The following is a 24,235-nucleotide window of genomic DNA, read 5'->3' on the forward strand; positions in this document are numbered from 1 at the left end:
ACTAAAGCAACGTTACTTAGCCGTGACGCCAAAACAACTCAATTTGTCGCACCCCTGAAATAGGCTGAGCGAACTCGTTCTAAATCTCACATACTGGGGGCAACAATTGAAAAAGACACTACTCATCCTGCCTGTCGCAGCGCTGCTACTCGCAGGATGTTCGTCACCCGCGCCAACGGTGGCGCCGGCAGGCGAAACCCAGGCTGCCGCCGCAGCAAACACAGCAGCAGCGAGCGATCGCTCAGCAGCAATTGGAGAAACTGTTACCTATGACAGCGGGGTTAAAGTAACGGTAAAGTCGCTGGGCTTCCAGCCAGTCGGGCAATATGCGGTAGGGGCCGTTGAAGGCCAAGCTGCCGTGTTTGAACTGACGGTTGAAAACGGCGGCAAAGAGGAACTCAACGCAGCACTCATGTCCTTGCCGAAGGTGACCTATGGTGCATCCAACGCGAAGGCTGAATCTGTAATTGACAGCGGCGCTGGCCTTGGGATGAACATGCTGAGCACCATCCTTCCAGGCGAGACTCAGCAGGCTAAGGTAGCCGCGGCTATCCCCGCAGCGGAGGCCGGAACGGTTCGCGTTGAAGTAACCGGACCGAGCGCGTTCACGGACAAAGCAGCTATCTTCAAGGGCGCCCTCTAAAACTCCCACGAAACCCCCGTCACCGTACTGGCTGACGGGGGTTTCTTCTTTCCTAGACCGCCAGAGCGCCGAGGCGCCGCTGTACCGCGTGGGAAGTCCCAATCGGGTCATCCACCTGATTGATAGTGGTGTTGTACGTGTTCCCGCCCGCCGCGCCATTCGCGAGCGCTGACGTGTAAGCGCCGGCTGACATTGACGGGACCGCGGGGACGGAAACCATCCCCGTCACGGCCCGCGAAATGTCGCCGTGCATATCATCGAGGCCAAGGATTAGACCCTGACCAATATTGACGCCATAGCCACGGAACACCCGCGACGGGGAGTGAATGCCGAGTAACTGTTCGAACGGTCCACGGATCGCCTCAGGAACAATCGACAGGACAGCCCGACCGATGGAACCCATCATCGACCCGATACCGTCAATGAGCCCCTGGATGATGTTCTTACCCGTGTTGAACAGGGTCGAACCGATGTTCCCCATCGCGCCCAGGATCTTCCCGCCAAGGCCAGTGAAGAAGCCGACAACGCTACCGATCATCCCCGAAACACCATTGACCACGTTGTTCCACGTATCCGCGAAGAACCGGCCAATGTTCTCAAGGACACCGCCCACGATCCTGGACACATTACTCATGCCCATAGTGATCAGGGATCCCACAATGGCAATCGCGCCTGTGACAATCGTCTGGATGTTGGCCCACACGGCGCCAAAGATGTTCTGTATCCCGGTCCAGACCTTGTCCCAGTCACCAGTGATGATGCCAGTGACAACCTGAATCACACCCTGCACAGCCTGCATCACGTTCTTGATGAGTTCAGCGATGAAGCTGAACACCGTCACCACGACCGGCATCAGAGCCTCAATAGCCGGAATCAGCGCCGCCATAAGAATGGTGATCAGCGGGGCAATCGCGGCGATCACGTCACTAAGAATCGAGATTAGAGGCGGCAAGATTGCTGTTACCAGGCTGGTGATGATCGGCGAAAGCTGCGTCATCAACGAAGTGATCAGCGGCGCAAGCGAGGAAATCACACCGCCAATGACCGGCGCTAGGGTAGCCATAGCCGTGCCCAGCGTCCCAACGATCTGTGACAGCGCCGGCATCAACGAGATGGCCAGCCCAGACAGATGCTGCACAAGGATCTGCACAATCGGCATCAATGCAGCCATCGCCACACCGAGAACCCCGGCAACCACGGACCCAAGCTGCGTGAACGTCCCCACCAGTTGCGGAAGGATCGGCTGAATGACCTTGAAGATCAGTCCCAGCGGAGAGAAGGAAGACGCCAACGCAACAATCTGGGGGATCAGTGGTCCGAACGACGCGCCAAGCGACGCGCCGACTTCCTTCATGGTGTCAAACACCGGACGGGCAACGGCACCGATGCGCTCCATAACCCCAGCGAAACCGCTTGAAGTTATGTCACCATCACCAGCCTTGAACGCCGCCCCCATAGCGGTAAACCCGCCAATGACCTCACGTATAACCACCTGAGCTCCCACCAACGCAGGGCCCAAACCAGTCAGCAACGCACCCGTCAACGAACTAACAGCCGGGAGGAGAGCCGCGCCGATCTGCGTCTTACCGTTCTCCCACACAGCATTCAACCGCTGCTGCTTACCAGCCAGGGTGTCAGCCTCAGAAGCGAAGTTACCGTGAGCGTCCGCGGTCTGCTTCATGATCAGCGATAGGGTAGCGGCCTGGGTAGCCTCAGCGGACAGGGACCCGCCGACTTTCGCGAACCCCAGCGCAGCAGCCTCAGCATCAATCTTCGCCTGCGACAGGCTAACGCCGTACTTCTCAATGGGGTCACGCTCGCCCTTGAGGGCCGAGGACAGGGCCTCAACAGCCTCAGAGGTGGTCCCGCCGAACATCGACGCAAGATCCGCGCCGGTCCCGATCAGTTCCTTCGTCTTCGGCGCGAGCTGATCCATCGCCGTTCCGCCGTTTTTCAACTGCGAACCAATCAACGTACCCAGCTCGTTGAACTCATTCGAGGTCAGGCCGACATCCATCGCCGCGGACTTCGACCACTCATTCATCTGCCCCGCGGAGCCCTTGAAGATCGCGTTGATAGCGCCGACGCTCTGCTCCAACTCGCCAGCCCCACTAATGGCGGACTTGAAGAACGAACCAATACCCAGAGCACCGAGGGCAGCGGCGGCAATACCAAATGCCCCACCGAAGCCCCTGCCGGCAGACTTGCCAGCGTCAGCGCCCGACGATTCCGCGCTCCCGAAGGCGGACTTGATCTGGCCCGCCAATTTTGATGTCTCCAATGAGACGGACACGAAGGCCGCGCCTAATTCTGTGGCCATGTTTGACTCCTTAAAGTCAAAGAGCCAGCAACCGGTTACGGTGCTGACTCATTACGAATGGCGCCACTGCGCCCACATGAAACCTGGGGGTGCTACCCCTCCCACTGCCCCATTTAGCCCGCCTCCGGCATAGGGCTGTTCTCACTCATGGGCTTTTTTCCACACGGCCTCACCACTGCCGGCTAGTGCGTAACGGGGGTGCTGGCGGCTCATCTGAGGGCTTGGAACGCCTGCCCTTGCTGCCGTCCCCCTTGCTGCTGTTACAAGCCCGGTGCATGCCCTCTAGCCCCTCCAAACCGGGTGCCATCCTCCCGCCGAGGTTCACGGCGTGCTTGTGGTCAGCGGTAAAGCTGCGGGCGTCTTTCCAGAAGTCCGGGTACAGCTTGCGGTCCTCGAACTCCCACAGGAACGGCTCTCCACAGTCAGCGCACGGCAGATCACGGGCGCGGTAGTGACGTTTCAGCGCTTCTCGTTGGGCCACATAGCGCCGGTCATTTCTGTACGTCTTCACACCAAAAAAGCACCAACTCTCAGATACGAAAAAAGACCCCGTAAAAGGGCCTCAAAAGGGGCAAAAACCGCTAGAACAAGCGGAATTTCGACTATCCCGCGTGGAAAAAAAGTCGCGGGGGGATATTTTGTGCCTATGCCGGAGGAGGCACAGGCAGGGTGGGGAGGGGGTGGGTCCCCCCACCTCTTCTTCTTTCTGATGTTGCTCCCCTTGGGGGTGTTGCTTGCGGGTTAGTGTGGTGCGGTGACTGTTCCTGATGATGTAGTGCCGAAGCGTCCGAGGTTCTTGACTGTTGAGCAGGTTGCCGAGGAGCTAGCTGTTGGTTTGCCTACTGTCCGTCAGTTGTTGAAGTCGGGTGAGTTGCGTGGGTTGCAGATCGGCGGCCGCGGGATGTGGCGTGTAGCTACCAAGGATCTTGAGGACTACATCGAGCAGGCTTACCGGGTTACTGCTGAACGGATAGCAGCCGGCGAAGTACCTGATGAAGATTCGGTCGAGTAACAACTGATGAACATATGGAGCCTCGCGCCTACGGTTGAATGGACCCCATGCAAATAGTAAAGATCGCGCTCCCTTCTCTGATGTCCTTGCGGATTGAGATGTACTGGAGTGGGAATCACCTAGCTACGGGCACCGGGTTCGTTGTCATGCATGAACAGCGTCCGTTCTTGATCACTAACTGGCATAACTTGGCGGGTCGCGATCCGGAAACCAATGAGATAAAGAGCAGTCGCGGGGTTACGCCTGACGAGGTTCGGATTCTGCACAACGATGCCCGCAAGGTAGGGAGCTGGATTTTCAAGTCGGAGCCCCTCCTCGATGCAGCTGAGAATCCGTTGTGGGTCGAACACGACTGGGGCAAAGAGGTGGACGTGGTTGCTCTCTCGTTGACGGATACGGACGGCGTCACTTTTTATCCCTACGCGCTTGAAAACAACATGGAAGACCAAGTGATGTTGGGACCGTCTAGCTCGGTCAACATCATTGGTTTCCCTTTTGCTGAGAGCTCGCACGCAGGAATCGGCATTTGGGCTAGGGGAACGATTGCGTCAGAAATGGATTTGGACTATCGCGACTGGCCTCGGTTCTTGATCGACAGCCGAACCAGGCCTGGGCAATCTGGTTCCCCAGTGATGTTCTATTCACCAGGAGGTGCCGTCCTGCTCAAGAGTGGGACGACAGCGTACTTTAGTGAGCCCATCATTCAGCTCCTAGGCGTGTACTCCGGCCGCATCAACAAGGAATCAGACTTAGGTATCGTCTGGAAGATCGAGATAATTCGAGAGGTTCTGTCCGGATCGAAATAGTGCAGCCACGTTTGTGCCCGTAGCCGTGGTTACGTAGCTACGGGCACAACGTCACGCCCTGCATGCCTATACCAAGCAGGGTGCGGATGGAGAACGGTTCCTGTCTTATGCAGCCGTTATTGTGAGGGCGCCAGCGTCGGATACCTGGACGCGATAACGCGTCCCGTTTGCTGATTTGAGGACCAGCCCACCAACCGCCGACAGTGCTTCGAACTCTTGCCCGGAAACCTTTTTGGCGAACCTCGTTTCGGTTACGTCGGTTCCGGTTCGCAGCATTTCCATAGCAAGTACGCCGGCTGATCCAGTATCCGTGTGGGTGCGAATCGAATAGTTGCCGCTGGATGCAGTGGCGCTCCAAAGCTTTTCGTCCGCGTCTGCGTCTGATTCCCACCATGAGCGGGATGGTGTTGTGCCACCGAGTGATTCCAATGGAGATGCCACTGAGGGGAACGCCTGCCCAGGGGTGCCTTTGACCCATCGGGTCCCGGAGCTGCTGGCAGCAATGTCACGACGGTCCAGTGTCGTAGCGTAGGAGCCTGCGGACGAGTCAATAGGAATGTCGATTGGTGATGCACTGACTTCATCCCGGACAGACCCCGGCATAGCACCAACCGTCTGCGCGGCCGTAACCCTGATTTTTACACCCTCAAAGGAGAGCTTTGGACGGTTCGCACCCTTGATCAGGATGGCTGCACCAGGGCGCCGCGTTTGTGGTGTTGTTACTGTGTCGCCGGTAGCGATATGTCCGACGCCAGAAGCGATAACGGAGCTTTGGCAGTTGTCCAGGATGAGCGCGTGGTAGTTACCCATCTTCTTCTCAGCCTGCGGAGTCTCGGCAGGATCCCCGCCGTCAGATGGGTAGCGAACGCGGAACTCTGATTTGATGTCCCTGAAGGTCTGGACAGTGTGCGCCATGGTGCCCTTTAGCAGGATCACGGCGCCGTAGTTATCTAGCGCGTAACCCATGCAAGCATCCCCTGAGATGTTGGAAATGCTGACTTGATGGATATCGCCGTGAATGGTGTCCCGTCCAAGGTCAACCATTTCCACCACATATCCACCGAGGCCGATTCCAGCCATATTTTTCAGGACAACCGGGGAACCACCGTTGATATAGATACCCGACCCGGAACCGCCACGGAATCCAAGCCTCTCAAAAGTCGAGTAATCCTGAATTTTGGCTTCCCTGCCGTCCTGGGTGCGGACGGCGATGTGGTGGCCGCCGGCACCGGCAGGCTTGGAGAACACAAGGTCGTGGATTGCCAACGGCCCGATGAACGGACGGGCGGCACCGTACTGGGTTAGCACGTCGTTATCGAACACGATGGTTGCATCGTTCACGCCAGATGCCTGGATGATGCGTGAGACGTTGCCGTCACGCCCGAATGTCTGGAAGTTCCCGTTTGAGCAGAACTCGATTCCACGTGCAAGAACTAGCTGCTGTACTACAGGGTTGTACCCGGACGGGATTACAACCTTTGCCCCACCTCGTTGCTTTGCGTCATCGAGAGCGTTCGTTACCGCGGCCTGGTCATCGCCATTGCCGTAGTTCCCGTAGTAGGAGCTGAGGGTAATGGACGGCTGAAAGGCAGACTTTAGCTCCACCGATTCCGCCTGAGCAGCAGGGCCATAACCAGCGTTAAGGGCTGTTGCTACTGCGGTGCCGGGTGTGGTGATTTTCCCTGCTACGAGCGGGTCGATGGTGGCGGGGTTGACTTTAACGTCGAGGAATCCCATAAGTGTTTTCTCCTGGATTTGGGTATGAAAAAACCCGCCATAAGCGGGCTGAGTGTGTTGCTGATATTGAGTTGTCAGGGGTGTCGTAATGTCGGACCTGTGAAGACGACCAAACCCATGCCATTTCCTAAGTCAGGCACTGCTGTGACGGATGAATCTGCCACGCCACGACAAGAAGCAACCCCTCAAGGGCAGCTTCCTGCAGCGAGGACATCAAGCTGGCGGCACGATCTTGTGGTCGGACTTGTCTCCGGAATCGTGGTCGCCTTTGGGACATTGCTTGTGCAGCTTTATTTTGACGACCTTCGATCTGACAGGGAAGCAGGGCAGGAAGACCTGCGTTCAGCCAGGGAAGGTCGTCAAAACAACCTTCAGTTTCTTCGTGACAGATCATCCACTCAGCCGCTAGATAGACCCTTTAACGGGATGGACCTTGCTGGTCAGAACCTGTCTGGCTTGGAGTTGCAAAACTCTGATCTGATCAACAGCGACCTGAGTGGGGCTGATCTTCAAGCCACCAGCTTGCAGGGAAGCATCCTGTCAGGCGCAGATATGTCCAGGACAAAGCTGGAGGCAGCCGGTTTGGAAAGGGCAAGTCTGGTCACAACGGACCTACGAAGTGCCCAAGCCAGAGGGTCGGACCTTACTGATGCGGTGATGTGGGGAGCCGATGTCAGCGGGGCTAATTTTGTTTTGGCGGCTATGAATGGAACGGATTTTCGGGTCAGTGGAATCGAATCTGCTGAACTCATAAACAGTGATGGTGAAAGCGTTTGCTATGACGAGAACACTAAGTGGCCAGAAGGATACCAGCCGCCGGCTATGAACCGGGTCAAGTGTGCCGAACGATGGGGCTACTATAAGTGACCCGGACACGACATGTGATGCCATCCTGAGTGTCGCTGCCCTATCGAGGAGTTCGAGTGTTCTCTAGGCCGCGCCGTTGGCTACGGCTTCGATTTGCGCTTCCATGTGGGTGTTGCCGAGTTCGCTGGGCTTTTCGATGTGGAACGTCAGGGAGTTCGTGAAGGTGGCAGCGTTTACTTCTTCGGATGATGCGCTGTCGAGGTACCAGAGCTGCTCCAGCTTTTCGCCATAGTACGGGTGGTTGTCGATGTACTTGTTCGCGACGTTCACCCACTGCACATCAAGTGCCCGCTGGATAACAGCCTTCACGAGCACGTCATCGCCAGAGAGCATGGCCTGATCAAGGAGCTTCGCGGCTTTGCCCTCGTCTTCGATACCGAGGGCTCCAACACGTTCCTGGGCGTCGCGGTAGCTGATGGCCGTCTGAGCGTCAGAAGTGCCGGCAGACCCGAACAGGGTGCGGCGTAGGGAGCCAATTTCGTTTGCTCGTTTGTTGGCTTCGTCAGCCTTGAGCGCGTCGATTTCCCTTTTCGACTGGAGGTAGACGGCTGCGATCTGCTGGCGCTTCCCTTCCCGGGTGAGCGTCCGATCTGCCCGGATGTAGTCAATCTGTTGGCGTAGTCCTGCCTGGACTGTTTCGGCTTTGCGGCCTTGTTCGGTGTCGCGGAGGTTGTAGGTCATGTCATTCCCTTATGCTGCTTGGGCGGCTTTGGCCGCGGCGAAGTGTTGAACGTCTTCTCGGGTGATGCGCCACCGCCCGTTGACGGAGGTGGCGGGGAGCCGTTTGTCGCTGATTGCGAGGCGGACTGCCCTGTCTGTGATGTAGAGGATGTCAGCGGCTTGTGTGGTGCTGAGCCATTGATTTAAGTCTGTGGCTGCTTCCGGTTTTGCCGCTACGGGTGTTCCGGTGGCGGAAGTCCGCCAGGTGAGTGCGGCTACGCGGAGGGCGACGAGGACGGCGTCAACTTCGGGATCCACGCCGCGGTTCTCCACACGCACCTCGTTGAGGCTGGCGTGCCGTTCCAGCCATGCACAGACCCGCGCCGGCACAATGACGACCGGGGCGCCGATGCCGTGAACATAAGCCGCTGGTGGGCGTTCCGGGGCTGTCACGGGGCCTCCTTTTCGTAAGCTTCCAGTGAGGGGATGAGCTGCTCGGGCCAGCCTTCGCCGTGCTGCTTCTTGACGTTCACGAGGGCGATAACGGCGAGGGCAACCATCACCCGCCTGGCGTGGTTCGGGAAGATCCGCTTCAGCGACCGAACCACTGTCTGCGGGTCGTAGGCTTCAACACCTCTAAGTAGCTCGACGGCTAATCCCCCCGCCTTATCACTCGCGCTCATGGCGCTGAGTGATGCAGTTCGTCCAGGGCGTCGGCTATCTCATTTGCAAGCCTGATCGCATCATGCTCGGGGATTACGAGGTTGATCTGAGAGCCGCGGCGAATGATGACGCCTGGTTCTACCCCTGTTGGTGACGTGAGCTTCGCGGGGCCGGCAGAGGCCAGCCTGCCGTCCTCCACGTTCATGTTGTAGGTGTGCGGCCGGCTAATAAAGATGTTGTTGATCATTTGGTGTCTTTCGGGGTGAGGAACTCTTTAAGTTCGTACTCGGAGATAGTGAGGGTGAGCATGTCGGATCCGACTTTGGCGCCGCGTAGTTCCCGGATGTAGTCGCCGGCAGCATTCGCCGTAGCCATGAGAACCCGTGCCAGAACGTGTGGGTCCTTCGGTACCTGCTGCTCGATTTCCCACATGACTTTTTTGTAGGCCGGGGTGTCCACGTTCAGTGAGGCCTGCATCAGTCGGGCGGCAAGGATGGTGTCCCGCGGCTTCAAGTCCAACAGGTGCTCATATAGGGGCCTGTGGACGCTCATGCCGCCTTCTCTCGTTCCTGGTACATGACCAGCTGAGCTTCCGCGGTCGTTGCTCTCCGCATCCAATGCGTGGCCTCTTGCTGGGCGTGCTCAAATTTGAGCCGGTAAGTTTCGGCCTGCGCGGGCCAGTCCCACTGCTGTAGGACTTTCGGGGAGTAGTCGTAACTCATGCTCGGCCTTTCTGATTCTTGCGTTCTTTTTCAACAGCATTTACAGCGGCCGTTCCCGTTGGGTCACGGTGCAGTGTGGTCTTGCCGTAATGCCGTTCAGGGTTGTTCTTCAGCGCCAAAAGCTGCTGAAGGTAAGCGTCTGCGAGATTGCGGTAGTGGATGGTTTGGTGCTTCCAGTACTCAGCGAGTTCGGCGTCAGTCAAGCCGCTTCCCCGTCCCATTCAGAGGGAGTGTTACAAGTGTTATTTGTGTTACTTTCGTCCTCGTCCAATAGAGAAGTAACACTTGTAACACTCGTAACAGGGGCATAGACGCCTCTAGATGGATTCGAGATACGACCCGCTTCTACTGCCCGCCGCAGATACACGCGTGTCTGGGAATCGTCTAGATGAAGGAGAGTTGCAATGTCCTTAGCCTTCGACCCTTCGGGGTACTTGTTGACCTGAGCTATAACCTCAGCCATCCGGTCATTTACGCCATCCGTAGTTCGTGCATCAACGGCCGCTTTCGCTGCCTCAGCGCGGGATCCGCCAGCCAGGATCCACTTGCCCGTGCCAGCCTGTTCGAGAATGTATTCCCCTTCTGCCGCGTCGCGGCTCGTCACCTGCAACTGAGCCTGAGTCTCGTGTCGTGACCGCTTGAGGAGAAGGATGGTGTCCGCGGCTCCAGCTATGCCTTGGGTGCCGCTGACAGCGTCTAGGAAGTCTGCGCCATCCATTTTGCGGGTGTGGTGAACGATGATGACACTGGATCCAGGGTTGTCGTCTGCGAGCTTTTTCAGGGCCCCCATAACTCGGTAATCCCTGTCGTACTGTGTCTCGCCGCCGCCAGCCGATGGCATTGCTTTTCCAAGGGTGTCCAGGATGACTACAGGGTTTTTCCCTGGATGGAGTTCCATGAACTCCCGGATAGTCGCGACCATGTCTCCACGGGGCACATCAGTCATGAACGTGAGCTTTCCGCTGAGGGAAGTAACCCCGAGCGTGCGCAGCCGCGCTTGTAGTCGGCGGGGGCCGTCTTCAAGGGCGAGGTACAGTACCGGCGCCGCCTTGGTTGGCACGCACCCGAGAACTCGTTGCCCTGTACTGATGGCGATAGCGATGCCGAGAACCAGCCAGGATTTACCGATCTTAGGCGCAGCAACCAACAGGGTGAGGCCCTCGGGGATGATCCCTTCCACCACGTACACGAGTAGCGGAAACACCTGCTCCAGCAGCCAGGAACCAGTGAAGGAGCCCTTGAGTTTTGAGTTGTTCTCGTCGTCGAAAGCATCAGCCCGAAAGTAGTCAGGAATTTGGTTCATGCCGCGGCTCCTTCCGGACTGAGAACAACCATCCACGCGGCAATTACGGACGGGTCAGTCGCTTCGACCTGAACAATGAGGTCTGGCCTGCACCATTCGGCCCGGTCGCTTACCGGCTTGTAGTTGTGGACCATCAGCCGGACATTTGTGCCTGGCGGGACCAGTGGTAGTAGATGGAGCATTTGCCGTTCCAACTCGAAGCAGTCATAGCTGCGTGTGTGTGGACGATCGTTGGTGGAGTAGTCGGCGAGGTCGATGCGGAACACGGGGTTCGTGAGCATGAAGGATTTTCCTCAAGTTTTGTGGTGGACGTTGGCTGTTCCGGGAGTGCCGGCCTGGGCGCTCATCTCCAGGCCGGCGGTTGATTGGTTATCCCATTTCCTCGAACAGTTCGTGGTCTGCGGTGTAGCTGAGACGGAACAGCTCGGTCCACGAGGAACCGGGCATGATCTTTTTGGGGTTTTCACTCTTTAGCCATGCGGTGTAGGCCGCGTCAGCCAGGACTTTGGGTCGCAGCCTCTGGGCGCGGGCCAGGTGAAGGACGGTGGTGGCGTATTCCGCAGTCGTGACCCCAGCACGGAAGCGTTCAAGTTCGGCTGCCGTGACATTTGCTGTTCCGCGGGTTAGAGTTGAAGTAGACATAATGTAAACGAGACCTATCTTTTTGGTTGGTTTTGTTTCGAGGGTCAGGTTCTGCAAGTGCAAATTGCAGGATTTGGCCCTTTTTCTTTGCTCTTAGCGGTCAACCTACTGTTGCTCGATGTGGAGCAGTGCGGCTTTCGCGTCCGTTTTGGTGCGAAACCCACCGAACGTCACGGCGCCGCACGTTTCGCAGCGCGCCGCGTAGCCCGTCTGGTCGCCCTGTGGCCCGTAAGTACCCCGCTCGAAGGCCAGCGTTTTGTGACTCATCAGGCCGCGTCCCCGAACGCCCGGTTGATGTAGTCGAGTACGTCAGACTCCCGAAACATCCGGCGTCCCCCTATTAGGGCCGATTTCGGCGCCGTGCCACTGTGGATCATCCAGCGAAGTTGAGCCGGCGACTTGCGCAAATGATCCGCCGTTTCTGTCAGTGTGAGCAGGATGGTTGCTTTGCTCATCTTTCCCCCTCTAATACAAATTGTTGCCGTTCGACCATCATCCTGGCCTAATCTCAGTATGCAGGTTTGTTGGTCAAAGTGCAACAGTTTGGTTTATGGTTGAGAAATGACGGCACAGCAGCAGGTACATCAGGCCGAAGAGGCTCAGTTCGTAGAAAACGTGCAACGCCTTCGTGAGGCCAAGGGTTGGTCACAAGGAGAGCTTGCCCGGCGCATGGCAGCAGACGGGTGGGACGGCTTCCATCAGACGACTATCAGCCGAATCGAAAAAGGCCAGCGGCCCGTCAGGTTGGCTGAGGCGCGGGCACTGGCCAAGGTTCTGGGAAGCCAGGTCGGCGTCATGATGGCTCCCCCACTGGAGTCTTCCATTCTGGAAAACCTCGCCACGAGCATTGGTCTTATGCGGCGCTCACGGTCCCGGATCTGGGCCGAGGTTGATGTCATCGACAGGCTCAAAACGAGCTTGATGACAGAAATTGCTCAGGTCGAAACGATTCCTAAGGCGGAATGGGAGCGCTTGGGCCTGTGGGAGACGATTGCAGAACTAGTTGTTCAGGCCAGCCACATGCAGAAATGGTCCGCTCAATCCATTTTGACCGAAGGGATGGACGTATCAGATGGCATCGATCCAGAAGCGTGACAATGGTTCGTGGCGTGCCCGGTACCGAGATGACTCTGGCAAGGAACACGCCCGACATTTCCCACGCAAGATCGATGCCCAGAAGTGGCTTGATGAAGTAACGTCATCCGTGGTCACTGGTTCCTACGTGGATCCTAAACTGGGCCGGGTTACCCTCAATTCCTTCTTTGCGGAGTGGTCGCAGCGGCAGATATGGGCGGCAGGCACGGCCAAGGCTATGAGCTTGGCCGTGCGCTCGTGCACGTTTGGAGACGTGGAATTCCGCAACCTCAGACGCTCGCACGTTGAGTCTTGGGTGAAGCAGATGACCGTGAGAGGACTGGCGCCAGGAACGGTGAAAACGCGCTTCAACAACGTGCGCTCAGTGCTGCGTGGGGCTCGGAATGACCGGCTCCTCGCCGTGGACCCCGCTGACGGCGTCTCGCTGCCGCGTGCAAGGAAAGCTGAGCACGCGATGGCCATCCCCTCCCCCTGCGACGTGGGAAAGCTTCTGGAGGCTGCCGAGGTCCAGTTTCGGCCGTTCGTTGCAATGTGTGCCTTTGCCGGCCTGCGGCTGGGAGAGGCAGCGGCGATCCAGCTCACGGATATTGATTTCCTTCGCCGTACCCTGAAGGTTCAGCGGCAGGTGCAGAGGGCCGGTAAGGGCGAGGTTGCAATAACTCTGCCCAAATATGGTTCAGAGCGGCTTGTGCACATTCCGGATGCGCTGGTTCAAATGCTCGCCCACCATGTTCAGCATGTCGGTGTGCACAGCGTTCATCAGTGGTTATTCGTTGGAGATGGCGGACTGCCGCCCCATCAGAACACGAGTGGCTACTGGTGGCGTAAGACAGTGGCCGCTGCCGGGCTCTCTAACGTCCGATTGCATGACCTAAGGCATTTCTACGCTTCTGGTCTGATTGCGGCCGGCTGTGACGTTGTGACAGTACAAAGAGCGTTGGGACACTCCAAGGCTACAACGACCCTCAACACGTATTCGCACCTCTGGCCGACTGCGGAAGACCGCACAAGGTCTGCTGCTGGAGCCATGATGAACGAAGCTCTAAGCATTTCTGCGGACCCTGTGCGGACTGCCGGCGCCTAATTCCTGTGTTTGCAAGGGAAAGGAGGCACTTCTAGACGTTGAAGCGGAACTCCACCACGTCGCCGTCGGCCATGACGTATTCCTTGCCTTCGATGCGGACCTTGCCGCGGGACTTTGCCTCCGCCATGGATCCCGCCTCGATGAGGTCGGTGAAGGACACCACCTCGGCCTTGATAAAGCCGCGCTGGAAGTCGGTATGGATAACGCCGGCGGCCTGCGGTGCGGTGTCACCGCGGTGGATGGTCCACGCGCGTGTTTCCTTGGGTCCGGCAGTGAGGTAGGTCTGCAGGCCGAGGGTATGGAACCCGACGCGTGCCAGCTGGTCGAGGCCGGATTCGTCCTGGCCGTTCATCTCAAGCATTTCCCGGGCCTCCTCCTCGTCCAGCTCCACGAGGTCGGACTCGAGTTTTGCGTCGAGGAAGATGGCATCCGCCGGGGCGACCATGGCCCGCAGCTCATCCTGCTTGTCCGGGCTACCCAGGATGCCTTCGTCCGCGTTGAAGACGTAGATGAACGGCTTGGCCGTCAGGAGGCTGAGCTCCTTGAGGTGCTCCATCTCCAGTTTGTCGCTCTTGATCGAGGCAAAGATGGTGTCGCCACGTTCCAGCACCGCTTGGGCCGCCTTGATGGCTGCCAATTCGGCGGCCTCACGCTTTTTGATCTTCACTTCTTTTTCGATCCGCGGAATGGCGTTTTCGATGGTCTGAAGGTCAGCCAGGATCAGCTCGGTGTTGATGGTTTCCATGTCCGAGCGCGGATCAACCTTGCCGTCGACGTGGATGACATCGGGGTCATCGAACACGCGGACAACCTGGGCGATGGCCTCGGCCTCGCGGATGTTGGCGAGGAACTTGTTGCCCAGGCCCTCACCTTCGCTGGCGCCCTTGACGATGCCGGCGATGTCCACGAAGGACACCGGGGCGGGCAGCAGCCGCTGGGAGCCGAAGATCTCCGCGAGCTGCTTCAGCCGGGGATCCGGAAGGTTCACGACGCCGATATTTGGTTCGATGGTGGCGAACGGATAGTTCGCCGCCAGGACCTGGTTCCGGGTCAGTGCGTTGAAGAGCGTTGATTTGCCGACGTTGGGCAGGCCGACGATGCCAATAGTAAGAGCCACGAGCATAGATTCTACCCGCAGCAGAGCCTGAACCTCTCAGTCACTCCGCTTGCCCAGCTGGATGGGTGCCGCAAAATGTCGCTTCCCTAAAATGTCGCAGGGGCATGCAACAGTTTGGATATGGATGCATTCGCCCTGATTCTTGCCCTGTTCATGCTGCTGCTTGGCGCGCTTGCCGGCGCCGCCGTTACCTTTCTTTCCTTGCGCCGGCGCAGTTCCGCCCTGGAAGAAGATTTCGACGCCGTCTCGGCCCGCCTTTCGGACGTGAGCGCCCAGTTCGCCGCAGCTGACGCGGAGCGGCGGCTCCTGTCCCTGCAGAACCGGGAGCTCGGTGAAGCCCGCAGCCAGGACGGCAGCGTGCTCAGGGCATTGGCGCCCGTCGCGGAAAAGCTGACAGCGGTACAGCAGCAGGTCGCTTTGCTGGAACGGGACAGGCTGGAACAGTACGGGCAGCTTGCCCAGCAATTGCAGGAAGCCAGGTTGTCCGATGAGCAACTGATCCGCTCCACCCATGCCCTCGAATCGGCCTTGCGCTCCAACAGCGCCCGCGGGCAGTGGGGCGAGGTCCAGCTCCGCCGCGTGGTTGAGGCCTCGGGCATGCTGCGGCACGTTGACTTCCTCGAGCAGGTCCACAGCGCCGGAGGAGATTCAGCGGTCCGCCCCGACCTGGTGGTGCAGCTTCCTGGGGAAAAGCAGCTGGTGGTGGATGCCAAGGTGCCATTGTCTTCATACCTTGAAGCCCAGGAACTCGGGGCAGTGACCGGTTCGCCCACGGATCAGGGGCCGAACCACCGGTCCCAGCAGACACTGCTGGCCGCCCACGCCAAAGCGCTGCGTTCCCACGTGGACGCGCTCAGCACCAAGAAGTACTGGGACATTCCCGGCAACTCCCCCGAACTGGTGATCTGCTTTATCCCCGCCGAATCAATTTTGGCGGCGGCCCTGATGGCGGATGCCACCCTGCTGGACCATGCGTTGTCCCGGAACGTAGTGCTGGCATCGCCCAGCACCTTGCTCGCCGTGCTCAAATCCGTGGCGTTTACGTGGCGCCAGGATGTTCTGACGGACAGCGCCCGGGAGCTCTTTGACCTGGCCAGGCAGCTGTATGAGCGCATGGGAACCCTCGGCGAGAACGTCAGCAAGCTGGGGTCGTCACTGAAGTCCTCGGTGGATCGCTACAACTCAATGATCGGCACCCTTGAGGCCCGGGTGCTGCCGACGGCACGGAAACTCAACGCGCTTGATGAAACGGGCCTGCTGACACCCCCGGCGCTGGAGGTGACGCCCCGGTCCGTCGCTGCTCCAGAGCTCCAGCTGCGCGATACTGCCGCCTAGGCGGCAGCCGGCTGGGCGGCGCGCCGGTTGGTTGGTGCGCAGCTTGGTTACCGGGCCATCCTTAGGACTGGTCGCGGGACCGGCGGCCGCCGAGGGCGCGGCTGACGTCGCCAGCCTCTTTCAGGGTTGCCCGAAGTTCCTTGGGCAACGAGAAGAGAAGATCTTCTTCGGCGGTGACAACTTCTTCCACGGAACCGTAGCCGTAATCGGCCAGCAGCCGCAGCACGTCCTTGACCAGTACCTCGGGGACGGACGCCCCGGATGTCACGCCCACGGTGCCAACGCCTTCGAACCAGGCCTCATCCACCTCGTTGGCGAAGTCCACGCGGTACGAGGCCTTGGCGCCGTACTCCAGTGCAACTTCTACAAGCCGGACGGAGTTCGAGGAATTGGCTGAACCCACCACAATGACCAGGTCAGCCTGCGGCGAGATCTTCTTGATGGCCACCTGCCGATTGGTGGTGGCGTAGCAGATGTCGTCGCTGGGCGGATCCTGCAGGGTGGGAAAGCGTTCCTTGAGCAACCGGACTGTTTCCATGGTTTCGTCCACGCTGAGGGTGGTCTGCGAGAGCCAAATGACCTTTTCCGGGTCCCTGACGGTGACTTTGTCCACTTCGTGGGGACCATTAATGATCTGGATGTGTTCCGGGGCTTCGCCGGCGGTTCCTTCAACTTCCTCATGGCCGTCGTGGCCGATCAGCAGGATGTCGAAGTCGTCCTTGGCGAACCGCACGGCTTCCTTGTGCACTTTGGTGACCAGGGGGCAGGTGGCGTCGATGGTCCGCAGCCCGCGGTCTTCTGCGGACTGAACAACGGCAGGCGATACACCGTGTGCGGAGAAGATCACCAGTGCGCCCTCAGGAACTTCGTCGGTTTCGTCAACGAAGATGGCCCCCTGGGCCTCGAGCGAGCTGACCACGTGAACGTTGTGCACGATCTGTTTCCGGACGTATACCGGGGGCCCGTAGTGCTCAAGCGCCTTTTCCACGGCGATCACGGCCCTGTCCACACCCGCGCAATACCCGCGGGGCGCGGCCAGCAGGACCTTCTTGGGACCGGTTACCGGTGCCGCGGCGAATACTTCCTCGGGGGTGCGCCGCCTTCGTGGGACGGTCGGCATCGAGAGGGAAACTGCTGTGGAGGTCATCTGTCCATGCTACCGGGTTGCGGGCCGGCGCCCCGGCGAGGCGATCCGGATCACAAGTCCCGCGACCAACAGGGCGCTGCCGGCGATGGCGGTCCCCAGAATCCAGGACCGGAAGTCACCGGCGGACGCGGCGACAAGCTCGTTCCGGAACATGTCGGCAAGTTCATTGCCGCTACCTGTGCTAAGCACAGCGTCGATGCCCACCTGCAGTCCTGCCGTCCACAGGCCGGCCAGCAGCAGGCCGGCAACGCCAATCGAGACGATCACGGCCCAGCGGCGTCGGGCGGCCACCAACGCCAGCAAAAAGGCGATGCCGGCGCCTGCCGCCAGCCCGTACCCCATGGGAGCGTAGCCCCGCAGGGCGTCCACCAGCTGGCGCTGGCTGGGCTGTCCGACGTCGATCAGTGTCTCCGCGGGCGCTTCCAACGGCAATCCGGAGGTGCTTGAGATTTCTTCAATTCCCAACGCCACCAGCGGTGCCACGTCCAGCGTGAGGGATGCTGCTGCGCCCGCCTCGGGCGTCCGCGAACCGCTGGTCGAGAAGCTCAGGCGATGGCTCCTGCGCAGCGTCTCCTCCCACGCGGCAAGGTAACCGGGCAGCCCGGCCATAGACGTGGCGGCCGATTCGAGCACCGGCTGGACGGCGTCGGCCAGCGCGTCCGGAATGCTGCTGGTGTCCACGGCCCCAACGGCGGCGGCAGCAAGCCGTTGCTGGAACGCTTCGTCCCTGCCGAGCGGAGCGGCCAGCGCCACAAACCCATCCTCCTGGACGATGTTGCGGTCAAGCCATATCGACGGCACTGCCACGGCAGCCAGCAGCGCGCCCAGGATAAGGGCAATGGCGGAAACAAAAGTTCGCAAGGCAAACCCCTTGTGGTCGACGGCGGTCCTGCCATCCTAGGGGTGCTTGCTGGGCAAAGAATGTCAGCCTGCGGTGGTACAGCTTATGGATAAGGTTGAAGTAGAGCCCCGCCCCAGCCGACACCACCGCAAATACCAGATAGAGGAACGCCCATGCCACCAGCCACAGCTTTCCCGGGGCGGCGTGTGTATGTCTGACCCCGCAGCCTTGCCGGGCATGGCGGCCACCACGCTGCCCGCCACAGCCGCCGAAACAAGCCCGGACAATCCCTGGCCGTTGCAGCTGCTGTCCCAGAAGCTGAAAGCGCACATCGACCGGACCCCTTCGGCCTGGGTGGAGGGCCAGGTCATCGAACTGAGCCGGCGCGGCACCAACGCCTACCTGACGCTGCGGGATGTTGATGCGGAAGTTTCGCTGCCCGCATCGGTATGGTCCAAGATCCTGGACCGGCAGAACATGCCCTTGGAGCGCGGATCCCGCGTAGTCGCCCTGCTCAAGCCGGAGTTTTGGCTGAAAACAGGCCGCCTGAACATGCTGGTCCGGGACATCAGGCCCGTTGGATTGGGTGACCTCCTGGCACGGATCGAGCGGCTGCGCCAGGCCCTCTCCGCCGAAGGTCTCTTTGCCGATTCCCGCAAGAAGCCGCTGCCGCTGCTCCCCCACCGCATCGGGCTGATTACCGGACGTGATTCGGACGCTAAGAAGGACATCCTGCGCAACGCTGCGCTGCGCTGGCCCGCCGTTGAATTTGAGCTCCGGGAAGTGGCCGTCCAGGGCAATGCGGCGGTATCGCAGATCATCAGGGCTCTTCGGGACCTTGACGGCCACCCCGACGTTGATGTCATCGTCATAGCGCGCGGCGGGGGCGCCCTGGAGGACCTTCTGCCATTCAACAGCGAAGAACTGGTCCGGGCGGTTGCCGCTGCGGCCACTCCAATTGTCAGCGCCATCGGGCACGAAGCCGACCGCCCGCTGCTCGACGACGTGGCGGACCTGAGGGCTTCCACCCCCACCGATGCTGCCAAGCGGATCGTACCGGATGTGGCGGAGGAACTGGCCGGAGTGCGCCAGGCCCGGGATCATTTGCGGCGATCAATCGGCCGGCTCGTTGACAGGGAGACGGACCGTTTGTCCTCGCTTCATTCGCGGCCGGTCATGGCTGCACCCGAGGGGATGATTACGCTCCGTGCCGAAGAGGTGGAGCGGCTCCTGCGCCGGGCATCCGCCGCAGTGAGTTCCACGGTGGTCAGGGCGGCGGACCAGCTGGTCCACCTGCAGACCCAGGTGCGGTCGCTGTCACCGCAAAATACCCTGGACCGGGGTTATGCGGTGGTGGAGCTCGCCGGCCCGCGCGCGGCAACGAAAGACAACCCTTCCGGCCACTCCGTGGTCCGGGACCCCTCCGAGGCACCGGCCGGAACGCCGCTCAAGGTGCGGGTTGCCCTCGGACAATTCGGAGCCGCATCCACAGGCACCGTTCAGCAAGGAATGAAAGAAGGAGAAGCACATGACTGAAGCAACCCCCGCTTCCGATATTGATGAGCTGAGCTATGAGGAGGCCAGGGAAAGGCTTATTGACGTAGTCGCGAAACTTGAGGCCGGGGGCGCGAGCCTGGAAGAATCGCTGGCTCTGTGGGAACGGGGCGAAGCACTTGCCAAGCGCTGCGAAGAGTGGCTCGAGGGAGCCCGGAAACGACTGGCAGCTGCCCGGGACCAGCCTCTGTAGCGCGCAACACCAGTCAGCAGGTTAAGCTCAGGACCGTTCCACGATCTCCCGCTCGACGGCGACGTCGAAATCGGCCTTGGGCCACTCCAGGTGCAGGTCTGCGAACGCGCCGAGCACCAGTTGCTGGACGGCGATCCTGGCAAACCATTTTTTGTTGGCCGGCACCACGTGCCACGGTGCCACCTCGGTGTTTGTCTCGTCGATGGCAACCTGGTACGCCGCCATGTAGTCGGCCCAAAAGGCCCGCTCGTCCAAGTCACCGCGGCTGTACTTCCAGTGCTTGGCCGGGTTGTCCAACCGGGCCAGGAGCCGCTCCTTCTGCTCATCCCGGCTGATGTAAAGCATGACCTTAACAATCTTCGTTCCCGAGTCCGTGAGCCGGGCCTCGAATTCGTTGATGGCTACATACCGGCGCTTCAGCTCTTCAGGAGGTGTCCAGCCATGGACCCGGTGAATCAGGACGTCCTCATACTGGGAACGGTCGAAGATGCCCACCATTCCGGCTGCCGGCACCTCCTTCTCGATCCGCCAGAGGAAGTCATAGGACTTTTCTTCCGGAGTGGGGGCCTTGAACGCCTTGAACTGGACGCCCTGCGGATCCATTGGGGCCATCACATGATTGACGATTCCGCCCTTGCCCGCGGTATCCATTCCCTGCAGGATCAGCAGGAGCCGTTTAGTCCCGCCAAATCTTGATTCCGCAAACAGCTTTTCCTGGTATTCAGCCAATTTCCCGTCCAGATCGGCCAGGAGAGCTTTCCCGTCCGCCTTCATCCCGCTGAACCCGGGTGTGGCATCGGGGTCTGTGTCCGCCAGGGCAAATCCGTTGCCAACCTTCAGGGTCTTGGAAGGGTGTTTGGTGAAGTCAACCAGGCGGGCCATGGGCATCCTTTGTCCGAGGTTCCACGGGCGGAAGGACCCGTCCCCACAGGCTAGTTCCCCTGATACCTGCTAAGGAAGTCCCCCATGCGCCCTACGGCTTCTTCAATGTCCTTGACGTTGGGCAGGGTGACCATCCGGAAGTGGTCCGGACGAACCCAGTTGAAGGCCCGGCCGTGCGAGACCAGGATTTTCTGTTCCCTGAGCAGGTCCAGGACGAACTTCTCGTCATCCCGGATATGGAAAACCTCAGGATCAAGGCGGGGGAACAGATACAGCGCGCCCCTGGCCTGCTGGGTGCTCACACCAGGGATGGCGTTGAGCATGTCGTACGCCTTGTTGCGCTGTTCAAGCAGCCGTCCCCCGGGCAGGATAAGGTCGTTGATGCTCTGGTAGCCGCCCAGCGCCGTCTGGATGGCATGCTGGGCGGGAACGTTGGCGCAGAGCCGCATGTTGGCGAGCAGGCTGATGCCCTCCAGATAATCGGCCGCGTCCTTCTTCGGGCCCGAGATGGCCATCCAGCCGGCGCGGTACCCGCACACCCGGTAGGCCTTCGACAGTCCGCTGAACGTCAGGCAGAGCACGTGGTCACCCGTCAGCGACGCGAGGTTGATGTGCTCGGCGTCCTCGTAGAGGATCTTTTCGTAAATTTCGTCGGCGAAAAGCACCAGCCCGTGCTTCTCCGCCAGCGCCACGATCTTTTTCAAGGTCTGCTCGGGGTACACCGCCCCCGTGGGGTTGTTCGGGTTAATGACCACGATTCCCTTGGTGCGCGGCGTGATCTTGGCTTCCAGGTCTTCAAGGTCCGGCTGCCAGCCTGACTCTTCGTCACAGAGGTAGTGCACCGGCTTGCCGGTGGCGAGAGCAACTGACGCCGTCCACAGCGGGTAGTCGGGCGTGGGAATCAGGACCTCGTCGCCGTCGTCCAGCAAAGCCATGAGTGACATGGTGATCAGTTCACTGACGCCGTTGCCCAGGTAGATGTCGTCCACATGGATGTTCTGGATGCCGCGGGTCTGGTAGTACTGCGAGACGGCGGTGCGTGCGGAGAAGATGCCCCGGGAGTCGCTGTATCCCTGGGCGTGGGGCAGGTGGCGGATCATGTCCACCAGGATGGCGTCCGGCGCTTCAAACCCAAACGGCGCGGGGTTTCCGATGTTCAGTTTGAGGATCCGGTGACCCTCCGCCTCCATTTGCTGGGCTGCCTGAAGAATCGGTCCACGAATGTCGTAAAGGACGTTATGAAGCTTGGTGGACTGCTTGAATTCTGCCATTCATCAAATATGCCACAGGGAGGATGTACTTCCGTTGAGACGTCGGACACATGCAATCGCAGTGACGATCACTCTGGTGATGATCCCGATGGCGGTGCCCGGCTTCCGGAAGCCGGGCACCGCCGTCGGGAGCTGCTGAGGCCCCCAGGGCGCTACGTGACGATTCCTTCGTCCTTCAGCCACGCGGCGGCAGCGTCCTTCGGGTTCTGTTTCTGGCTGCCGCTGACTGCCCTGTTGAGGTCCACGAGGTCCTCTGTGGTCAGGAGCCGGGAGACGGCATTGAGCGCATCTTTCGCCTTGTCTGTCAGCTTTTCCTTGTTGTAAACCGGCAGGACCTGTTGCGCCTTGAAGTTGTTTTTGGGATCCTCCAGCACCACCAGGTCATTGTCCGCGATGGAGGGCATGGTGGTGTAGATATCGGCAACCTGGACGTCGTCGGTGAGCAGCGCGAGCAGGGTTTGATTGCCGCCACCGTCAGCAGAGGGCTTGAAGGCCTTGAATTCGCAGCCGTAGTCCGCCTTGAGCCCGCGAAGGCCATCGGGGCGTGCTTCGAAGGTGTTCGGTGCCGCCATGGCCAGGTCCTTGCACACCTTTGCCAGATCCTCGATGGACTTCAGCTGGTATTTCTCGGCCGTGAGCTTGGTGACCACCATGGCGTCTTTCGACTCCGCCTTGGACGCTTCCAGCACGGCCAGCCCCTCGGGCAGCCTGCCAGTCAGTGCCTTGTAGATGTCATCAGCCGAATCTTCTGACGCCTGCGGATCGACATGCGCAAGGAGGCTTCCTGAGTAGTCTGGCACCACATCAGCGGTGCCGTCTTTGAGTGCCTTAAGATACGTTTCGCGGGGTCCGACGTTCGGCGTGGTTGTGGCAGGAACGCCGGCAGCCACCAGGGCGCCGGCATATATTTCGGCAACGATCTGGCTTTCCGCCGAGGTGGCCGAGTCCAGGGTGGGGCTGCCAACCGTCAGGGCAGCAGCAGGCGAACTGCTGCTGCCGGTGGGAGTTTCTTCGGGCGCTCCTGTGCAAGCGGCCGAGACCAGCAGCGTGGCGGCGGCCAGTCCGGCCCAGAGGGGTTTTCGCATTAAGTCACTAACTCCAACAGCTCTTGATGGACCAAGTCGATATGGGCCTCGTCGGCGGTGTCCTGGCCGCAGTCATACTATCGCCACGTTACTCCAATGAATGGGTATGTTTCGGCGGCAACAACATGCTTGAACCGAATGGATGCACAGGGCCCGGTCTGGCCCGTCCGGCCTGACTTCCCACGAGATCCCCCTTGAACGCCCCTCCCGGCCTAAAGTTGGACTGTGACGAACTTGGAAGTGTCTCCCCAACAGGAACTTTGTCCGCCCGCTGGTCCCGAAGGTACTTCCGGCCCATGCCTGCAGCTGTGGCCCGAGCGGGAAGTACCACTGGGTGGCGTGCGTGCAATGAACGTGCAGCGTACGCTTCCGCAGCGCGGCCTGCCCACCGTGGGTGCCTGGTGCTTCCTGGACAACTTCGGTCCGGACCGGACAGCCATGTCCGTACTTCCGCACCCGCACATCGGGCTGCAGACCGTCACCTGGCCCCTCGCCGGGAACATACGGCACCGGGACAGCGTGGGCAGTGACGTCGTAGTCCGCCCGGGTGAGCTGAACATCATGACGGCAGGCCATGGAGTCTCCCACTCGGAGTTCGCCGTCCTGGCTGATCCCGACGGCCCGCTGCCCATCCAGCGCGGACTGCAGCTTTGGGTAGCGCTTCCGGACGGGCAACGGCACAGGGAACCTGCCTTTGAGCAATACCGGGAGCTGCCTTCCGTCACGGGAGAGGGCTTCACCGCCACCGTGATGGTGGGCGAATTCGCCGGCGCGGTTTCCCCCGCCACGATGTACTCGCCCATCGTTGGCGCTGACGTATCGTGTGCCGGGCGCGCGATCTTGCCGCTCAATGCGGACTACGAACATGCCCTCCTGGTGCTCGACGGCGGTCTGACGCTGGACGGCCAGGAGATCCTGCCCGGGCCCTTGGGCTACCTTGGCACCGGCCGTCCGGCGCTTGAGGTGCAGGCGCTGCCCGGCACGCGGTTCCTGCTCATCGGCGGGGAACCCTTCCAGGAAGAACTCCTGATGTGGTGGAACTTTGTGGGCCGTACCCACGACGAAGTGGAACGGGCACGTGAAGACTGGGAGGCCCAAGGGCAGCTCCCTGACGGCCAGGCCCGCGGCGCCCGGTTTGGATTGGTGGAAGGACATGGGCCGGAGGCGGGGGCAGAGGCAGGCCGTATTCCTGCTCCCCCGCTTCCGGCGGTCAGGCTGACCCCTCGAAAGCGCGCCGCCCGGCCCTGAGGGTCACC

29 protein-coding genes are annotated in these 24,235 nt (G+C 60.3%); 10 read left to right on the plus strand and 19 right to left on the minus strand.

The annotated features are described in order from the left end of the window. Positions 1–178: 178 nt before the first annotated feature. On the plus strand, positions 179–643 hold the full coding sequence (locus F8G81_RS16455; RefSeq protein WP_267275749.1) for a hypothetical protein: 465 nt from the start codon (positions 179–181) through the stop codon (positions 641–643). A 52-nt stretch (positions 644–695) separates the two neighbouring features. Here F8G81_RS16455 and F8G81_RS16460 read toward each other — a convergent pair whose 3' ends face one another. After that, positions 696–2,963, minus strand: a complete 2,268-nt coding sequence (locus F8G81_RS16460) for a phage tail protein (RefSeq protein WP_267275750.1) — start codon at positions 2,961–2,963, stop codon at positions 696–698. A gap of 754 nt (positions 2,964–3,717) precedes the next feature. Here F8G81_RS16460 and F8G81_RS16465 point away from each other — a divergent pair. After that, positions 3,718–3,975 (plus strand): helix-turn-helix domain-containing protein, encoded by a 258-nt coding sequence (locus F8G81_RS16465; protein WP_267275751.1) that lies wholly within the window; start codon positions 3,718–3,720, stop codon positions 3,973–3,975. 146 nt (positions 3,976–4,121) lie between these two features. Continuing rightward, positions 4,122–4,781, plus strand: coding sequence for a trypsin-like peptidase domain-containing protein (locus F8G81_RS16470; RefSeq protein ID WP_267275752.1), 660 nt, complete (start codon positions 4,122–4,124; stop codon positions 4,779–4,781). A 105-nt stretch (positions 4,782–4,886) separates the two neighbouring features. On the opposite strand, the gene F8G81_RS16475 is transcribed toward F8G81_RS16470, so the two are convergent. Then, positions 4,887–6,518: a hypothetical protein gene (locus F8G81_RS16475; RefSeq protein WP_267275753.1), complete on the minus strand. Its 1,632-nt coding sequence runs from the start codon at positions 6,516–6,518 to the stop codon at positions 4,887–4,889. A 24-nt stretch (positions 6,519–6,542) separates the two neighbouring features. Between F8G81_RS16475 and F8G81_RS16480 the strand changes: the two genes are divergently transcribed. After that, a complete protein-coding gene (locus tag F8G81_RS16480; RefSeq protein WP_267275754.1) occupies positions 6,543–7,385 on the plus strand; it encodes a pentapeptide repeat-containing protein in 843 nt (280 codons plus the stop codon). Positions 7,386–7,448: 63 nt separating this feature from the next. On the opposite strand, the gene F8G81_RS16485 is transcribed toward F8G81_RS16480, so the two are convergent. From F8G81_RS16485 to F8G81_RS16535, 11 genes are all read right to left on the minus strand, one after another. Further along, positions 7,449–8,066, minus strand: coding sequence for a hypothetical protein (locus tag F8G81_RS16485; RefSeq protein WP_267275755.1), 618 nt, complete (start codon positions 8,064–8,066; stop codon positions 7,449–7,451). 9 nt (positions 8,067–8,075) lie between these two features. Further along, positions 8,076–8,498: a helix-turn-helix domain-containing protein gene (locus F8G81_RS16490; RefSeq protein ID WP_267275756.1), complete on the minus strand. Its 423-nt coding sequence runs from the start codon at positions 8,496–8,498 to the stop codon at positions 8,076–8,078. Then, positions 8,495–8,728 carry a hypothetical protein gene (locus tag F8G81_RS16495; protein WP_267275757.1) on the minus strand — a complete coding sequence of 78 codons (234 nt, stop codon included), beginning with the start codon at positions 8,726–8,728 and terminating at the stop codon, positions 8,495–8,497. Before F8G81_RS16495 ends, F8G81_RS16490 begins: the two co-directional genes overlap by 4 nt. Beyond that, positions 8,725–8,955, minus strand: a complete 231-nt coding sequence (locus F8G81_RS16500) for a hypothetical protein (protein WP_267275758.1) — start codon at positions 8,953–8,955, stop codon at positions 8,725–8,727. Before F8G81_RS16500 ends, F8G81_RS16495 begins: the two co-directional genes overlap by 4 nt. Further along, the gene (locus tag F8G81_RS16505) at positions 8,952–9,260 is read right to left on the minus strand and encodes a hypothetical protein (RefSeq protein ID WP_267275759.1); all 309 of its coding nucleotides are present in this window, start codon (positions 9,258–9,260) and stop codon (positions 8,952–8,954) included. The genes F8G81_RS16500 and F8G81_RS16505 overlap by 4 nt, the downstream gene beginning before the upstream one ends. Positions 9,261–9,426: 166 nt before the next feature. After that, positions 9,427–9,633 carry a hypothetical protein gene (locus tag F8G81_RS16510; RefSeq protein ID WP_267275760.1) on the minus strand — a complete coding sequence of 69 codons (207 nt, stop codon included), beginning with the start codon at positions 9,631–9,633 and terminating at the stop codon, positions 9,427–9,429. Then, on the minus strand, positions 9,630–10,733 hold the full coding sequence (locus F8G81_RS16515; protein WP_267275761.1) for an AAA family ATPase: 1,104 nt from the start codon (positions 10,731–10,733) through the stop codon (positions 9,630–9,632). The genes F8G81_RS16510 and F8G81_RS16515 overlap by 4 nt, the downstream gene beginning before the upstream one ends. After that, positions 10,730–11,014, minus strand: a complete 285-nt coding sequence (locus tag F8G81_RS16520; RefSeq protein ID WP_267275762.1) for a hypothetical protein — start codon at positions 11,012–11,014, stop codon at positions 10,730–10,732. The genes F8G81_RS16515 and F8G81_RS16520 overlap by 4 nt, the downstream gene beginning before the upstream one ends. A gap of 88 nt (positions 11,015–11,102) precedes the next feature. Further along, complete coding sequence (locus F8G81_RS16525) at positions 11,103–11,375, minus strand: hypothetical protein (protein ID WP_267275763.1); 273 nt, start codon at positions 11,373–11,375, stop codon at positions 11,103–11,105. Positions 11,376–11,480: 105 nt separating this feature from the next. Next, entirely contained in the window at positions 11,481–11,642 is a 162-nt protein-coding gene (locus F8G81_RS16530; RefSeq protein WP_267275764.1) for a hypothetical protein, read from the minus strand. Further along, a complete protein-coding gene (locus tag F8G81_RS16535; RefSeq protein WP_267275765.1) occupies positions 11,642–11,830 on the minus strand; it encodes a helix-turn-helix transcriptional regulator in 189 nt (62 codons plus the stop codon). The genes F8G81_RS16530 and F8G81_RS16535 overlap by 1 nt, the downstream gene beginning before the upstream one ends. A 106-nt stretch (positions 11,831–11,936) precedes the next feature. On the opposite strand from F8G81_RS16535, the gene F8G81_RS16540 reads away from it, so the two are divergent. Continuing rightward, entirely contained in the window at positions 11,937–12,470 is a 534-nt protein-coding gene (locus tag F8G81_RS16540) for a helix-turn-helix domain-containing protein (RefSeq protein ID WP_267275766.1), read from the plus strand. Beyond that, positions 12,448–13,554 carry a tyrosine-type recombinase/integrase gene (locus F8G81_RS16545; RefSeq protein WP_267275767.1) on the plus strand — a complete coding sequence of 369 codons (1,107 nt, stop codon included), beginning with the start codon at positions 12,448–12,450 and terminating at the stop codon, positions 13,552–13,554. The genes F8G81_RS16540 and F8G81_RS16545 overlap by 23 nt, the downstream gene beginning before the upstream one ends. A gap of 31 nt (positions 13,555–13,585) precedes the next feature. Here the strand turns inward: F8G81_RS16545 and ychF are convergent, their stop codons facing one another. Further along, positions 13,586–14,671, minus strand: a complete 1,086-nt coding sequence (gene ychF / locus F8G81_RS16550) for a redox-regulated ATPase YchF (protein ID WP_267275768.1) — start codon at positions 14,669–14,671, stop codon at positions 13,586–13,588. A gap of 120 nt (positions 14,672–14,791) precedes the next feature. Between ychF and F8G81_RS16555 the strand changes: the two genes are divergently transcribed. Then, entirely contained in the window at positions 14,792–16,006 is a 1,215-nt protein-coding gene (locus F8G81_RS16555; protein ID WP_267275769.1) for a DNA recombination protein RmuC, read from the plus strand. Positions 16,007–16,067: 61 nt separating this feature from the next. Here the strand turns inward: F8G81_RS16555 and F8G81_RS16560 are convergent, their stop codons facing one another. Then, a complete protein-coding gene (locus tag F8G81_RS16560; RefSeq protein WP_267275770.1) occupies positions 16,068–17,153 on the minus strand; it encodes a 4-hydroxy-3-methylbut-2-enyl diphosphate reductase in 1,086 nt (361 codons plus the stop codon). Between the two features lie 9 nt (positions 17,154–17,162). After that, on the minus strand, positions 17,163–18,014 hold the full coding sequence (locus F8G81_RS16565; protein ID WP_267275771.1) for a hypothetical protein: 852 nt from the start codon (positions 18,012–18,014) through the stop codon (positions 17,163–17,165). 190 nt (positions 18,015–18,204) lie between these two features. Between F8G81_RS16565 and xseA the strand changes: the two genes are divergently transcribed. Beyond that, positions 18,205–19,530, plus strand: a complete 1,326-nt coding sequence (gene xseA, locus F8G81_RS16570) for an exodeoxyribonuclease VII large subunit (RefSeq protein WP_267275772.1) — start codon at positions 18,205–18,207, stop codon at positions 19,528–19,530. Further along, entirely contained in the window at positions 19,523–19,741 is a 219-nt protein-coding gene (locus F8G81_RS16575; RefSeq protein ID WP_267275773.1) for an exodeoxyribonuclease VII small subunit, read from the plus strand. The genes xseA and F8G81_RS16575 overlap by 8 nt, the downstream gene beginning before the upstream one ends. Positions 19,742–19,768: 27 nt before the next feature. On the opposite strand, the gene F8G81_RS16580 is transcribed toward F8G81_RS16575, so the two are convergent. From F8G81_RS16580 to F8G81_RS16590, 3 genes are all read right to left on the minus strand, one after another. After that, positions 19,769–20,623: a polyphosphate kinase 2 family protein gene (locus F8G81_RS16580; RefSeq protein ID WP_267275774.1), complete on the minus strand. Its 855-nt coding sequence runs from the start codon at positions 20,621–20,623 to the stop codon at positions 19,769–19,771. 50 nt (positions 20,624–20,673) lie between these two features. Next, positions 20,674–21,894, minus strand: coding sequence for a pyridoxal phosphate-dependent aminotransferase (locus F8G81_RS16585; RefSeq protein WP_267275775.1), 1,221 nt, complete (start codon positions 21,892–21,894; stop codon positions 20,674–20,676). A gap of 152 nt (positions 21,895–22,046) precedes the next feature. Then, positions 22,047–22,979, minus strand: a complete 933-nt coding sequence (locus tag F8G81_RS16590; RefSeq protein WP_267275776.1) for an ABC transporter substrate-binding protein — start codon at positions 22,977–22,979, stop codon at positions 22,047–22,049. A gap of 225 nt (positions 22,980–23,204) precedes the next feature. On the opposite strand from F8G81_RS16590, the gene F8G81_RS16595 reads away from it, so the two are divergent. Next, positions 23,205–24,227, plus strand: a complete 1,023-nt coding sequence (locus tag F8G81_RS16595; RefSeq protein ID WP_267275777.1) for a pirin family protein — start codon at positions 23,205–23,207, stop codon at positions 24,225–24,227. The last annotated feature ends 8 nt before the right edge of the window (positions 24,228–24,235 follow it).

This window comes from Arthrobacter sp. CDRTa11 (assembly GCF_026427775.1).
In the GTDB taxonomy this organism is placed as follows: Bacteria; Actinomycetota; Actinomycetes; order Actinomycetales; family Micrococcaceae; genus Arthrobacter.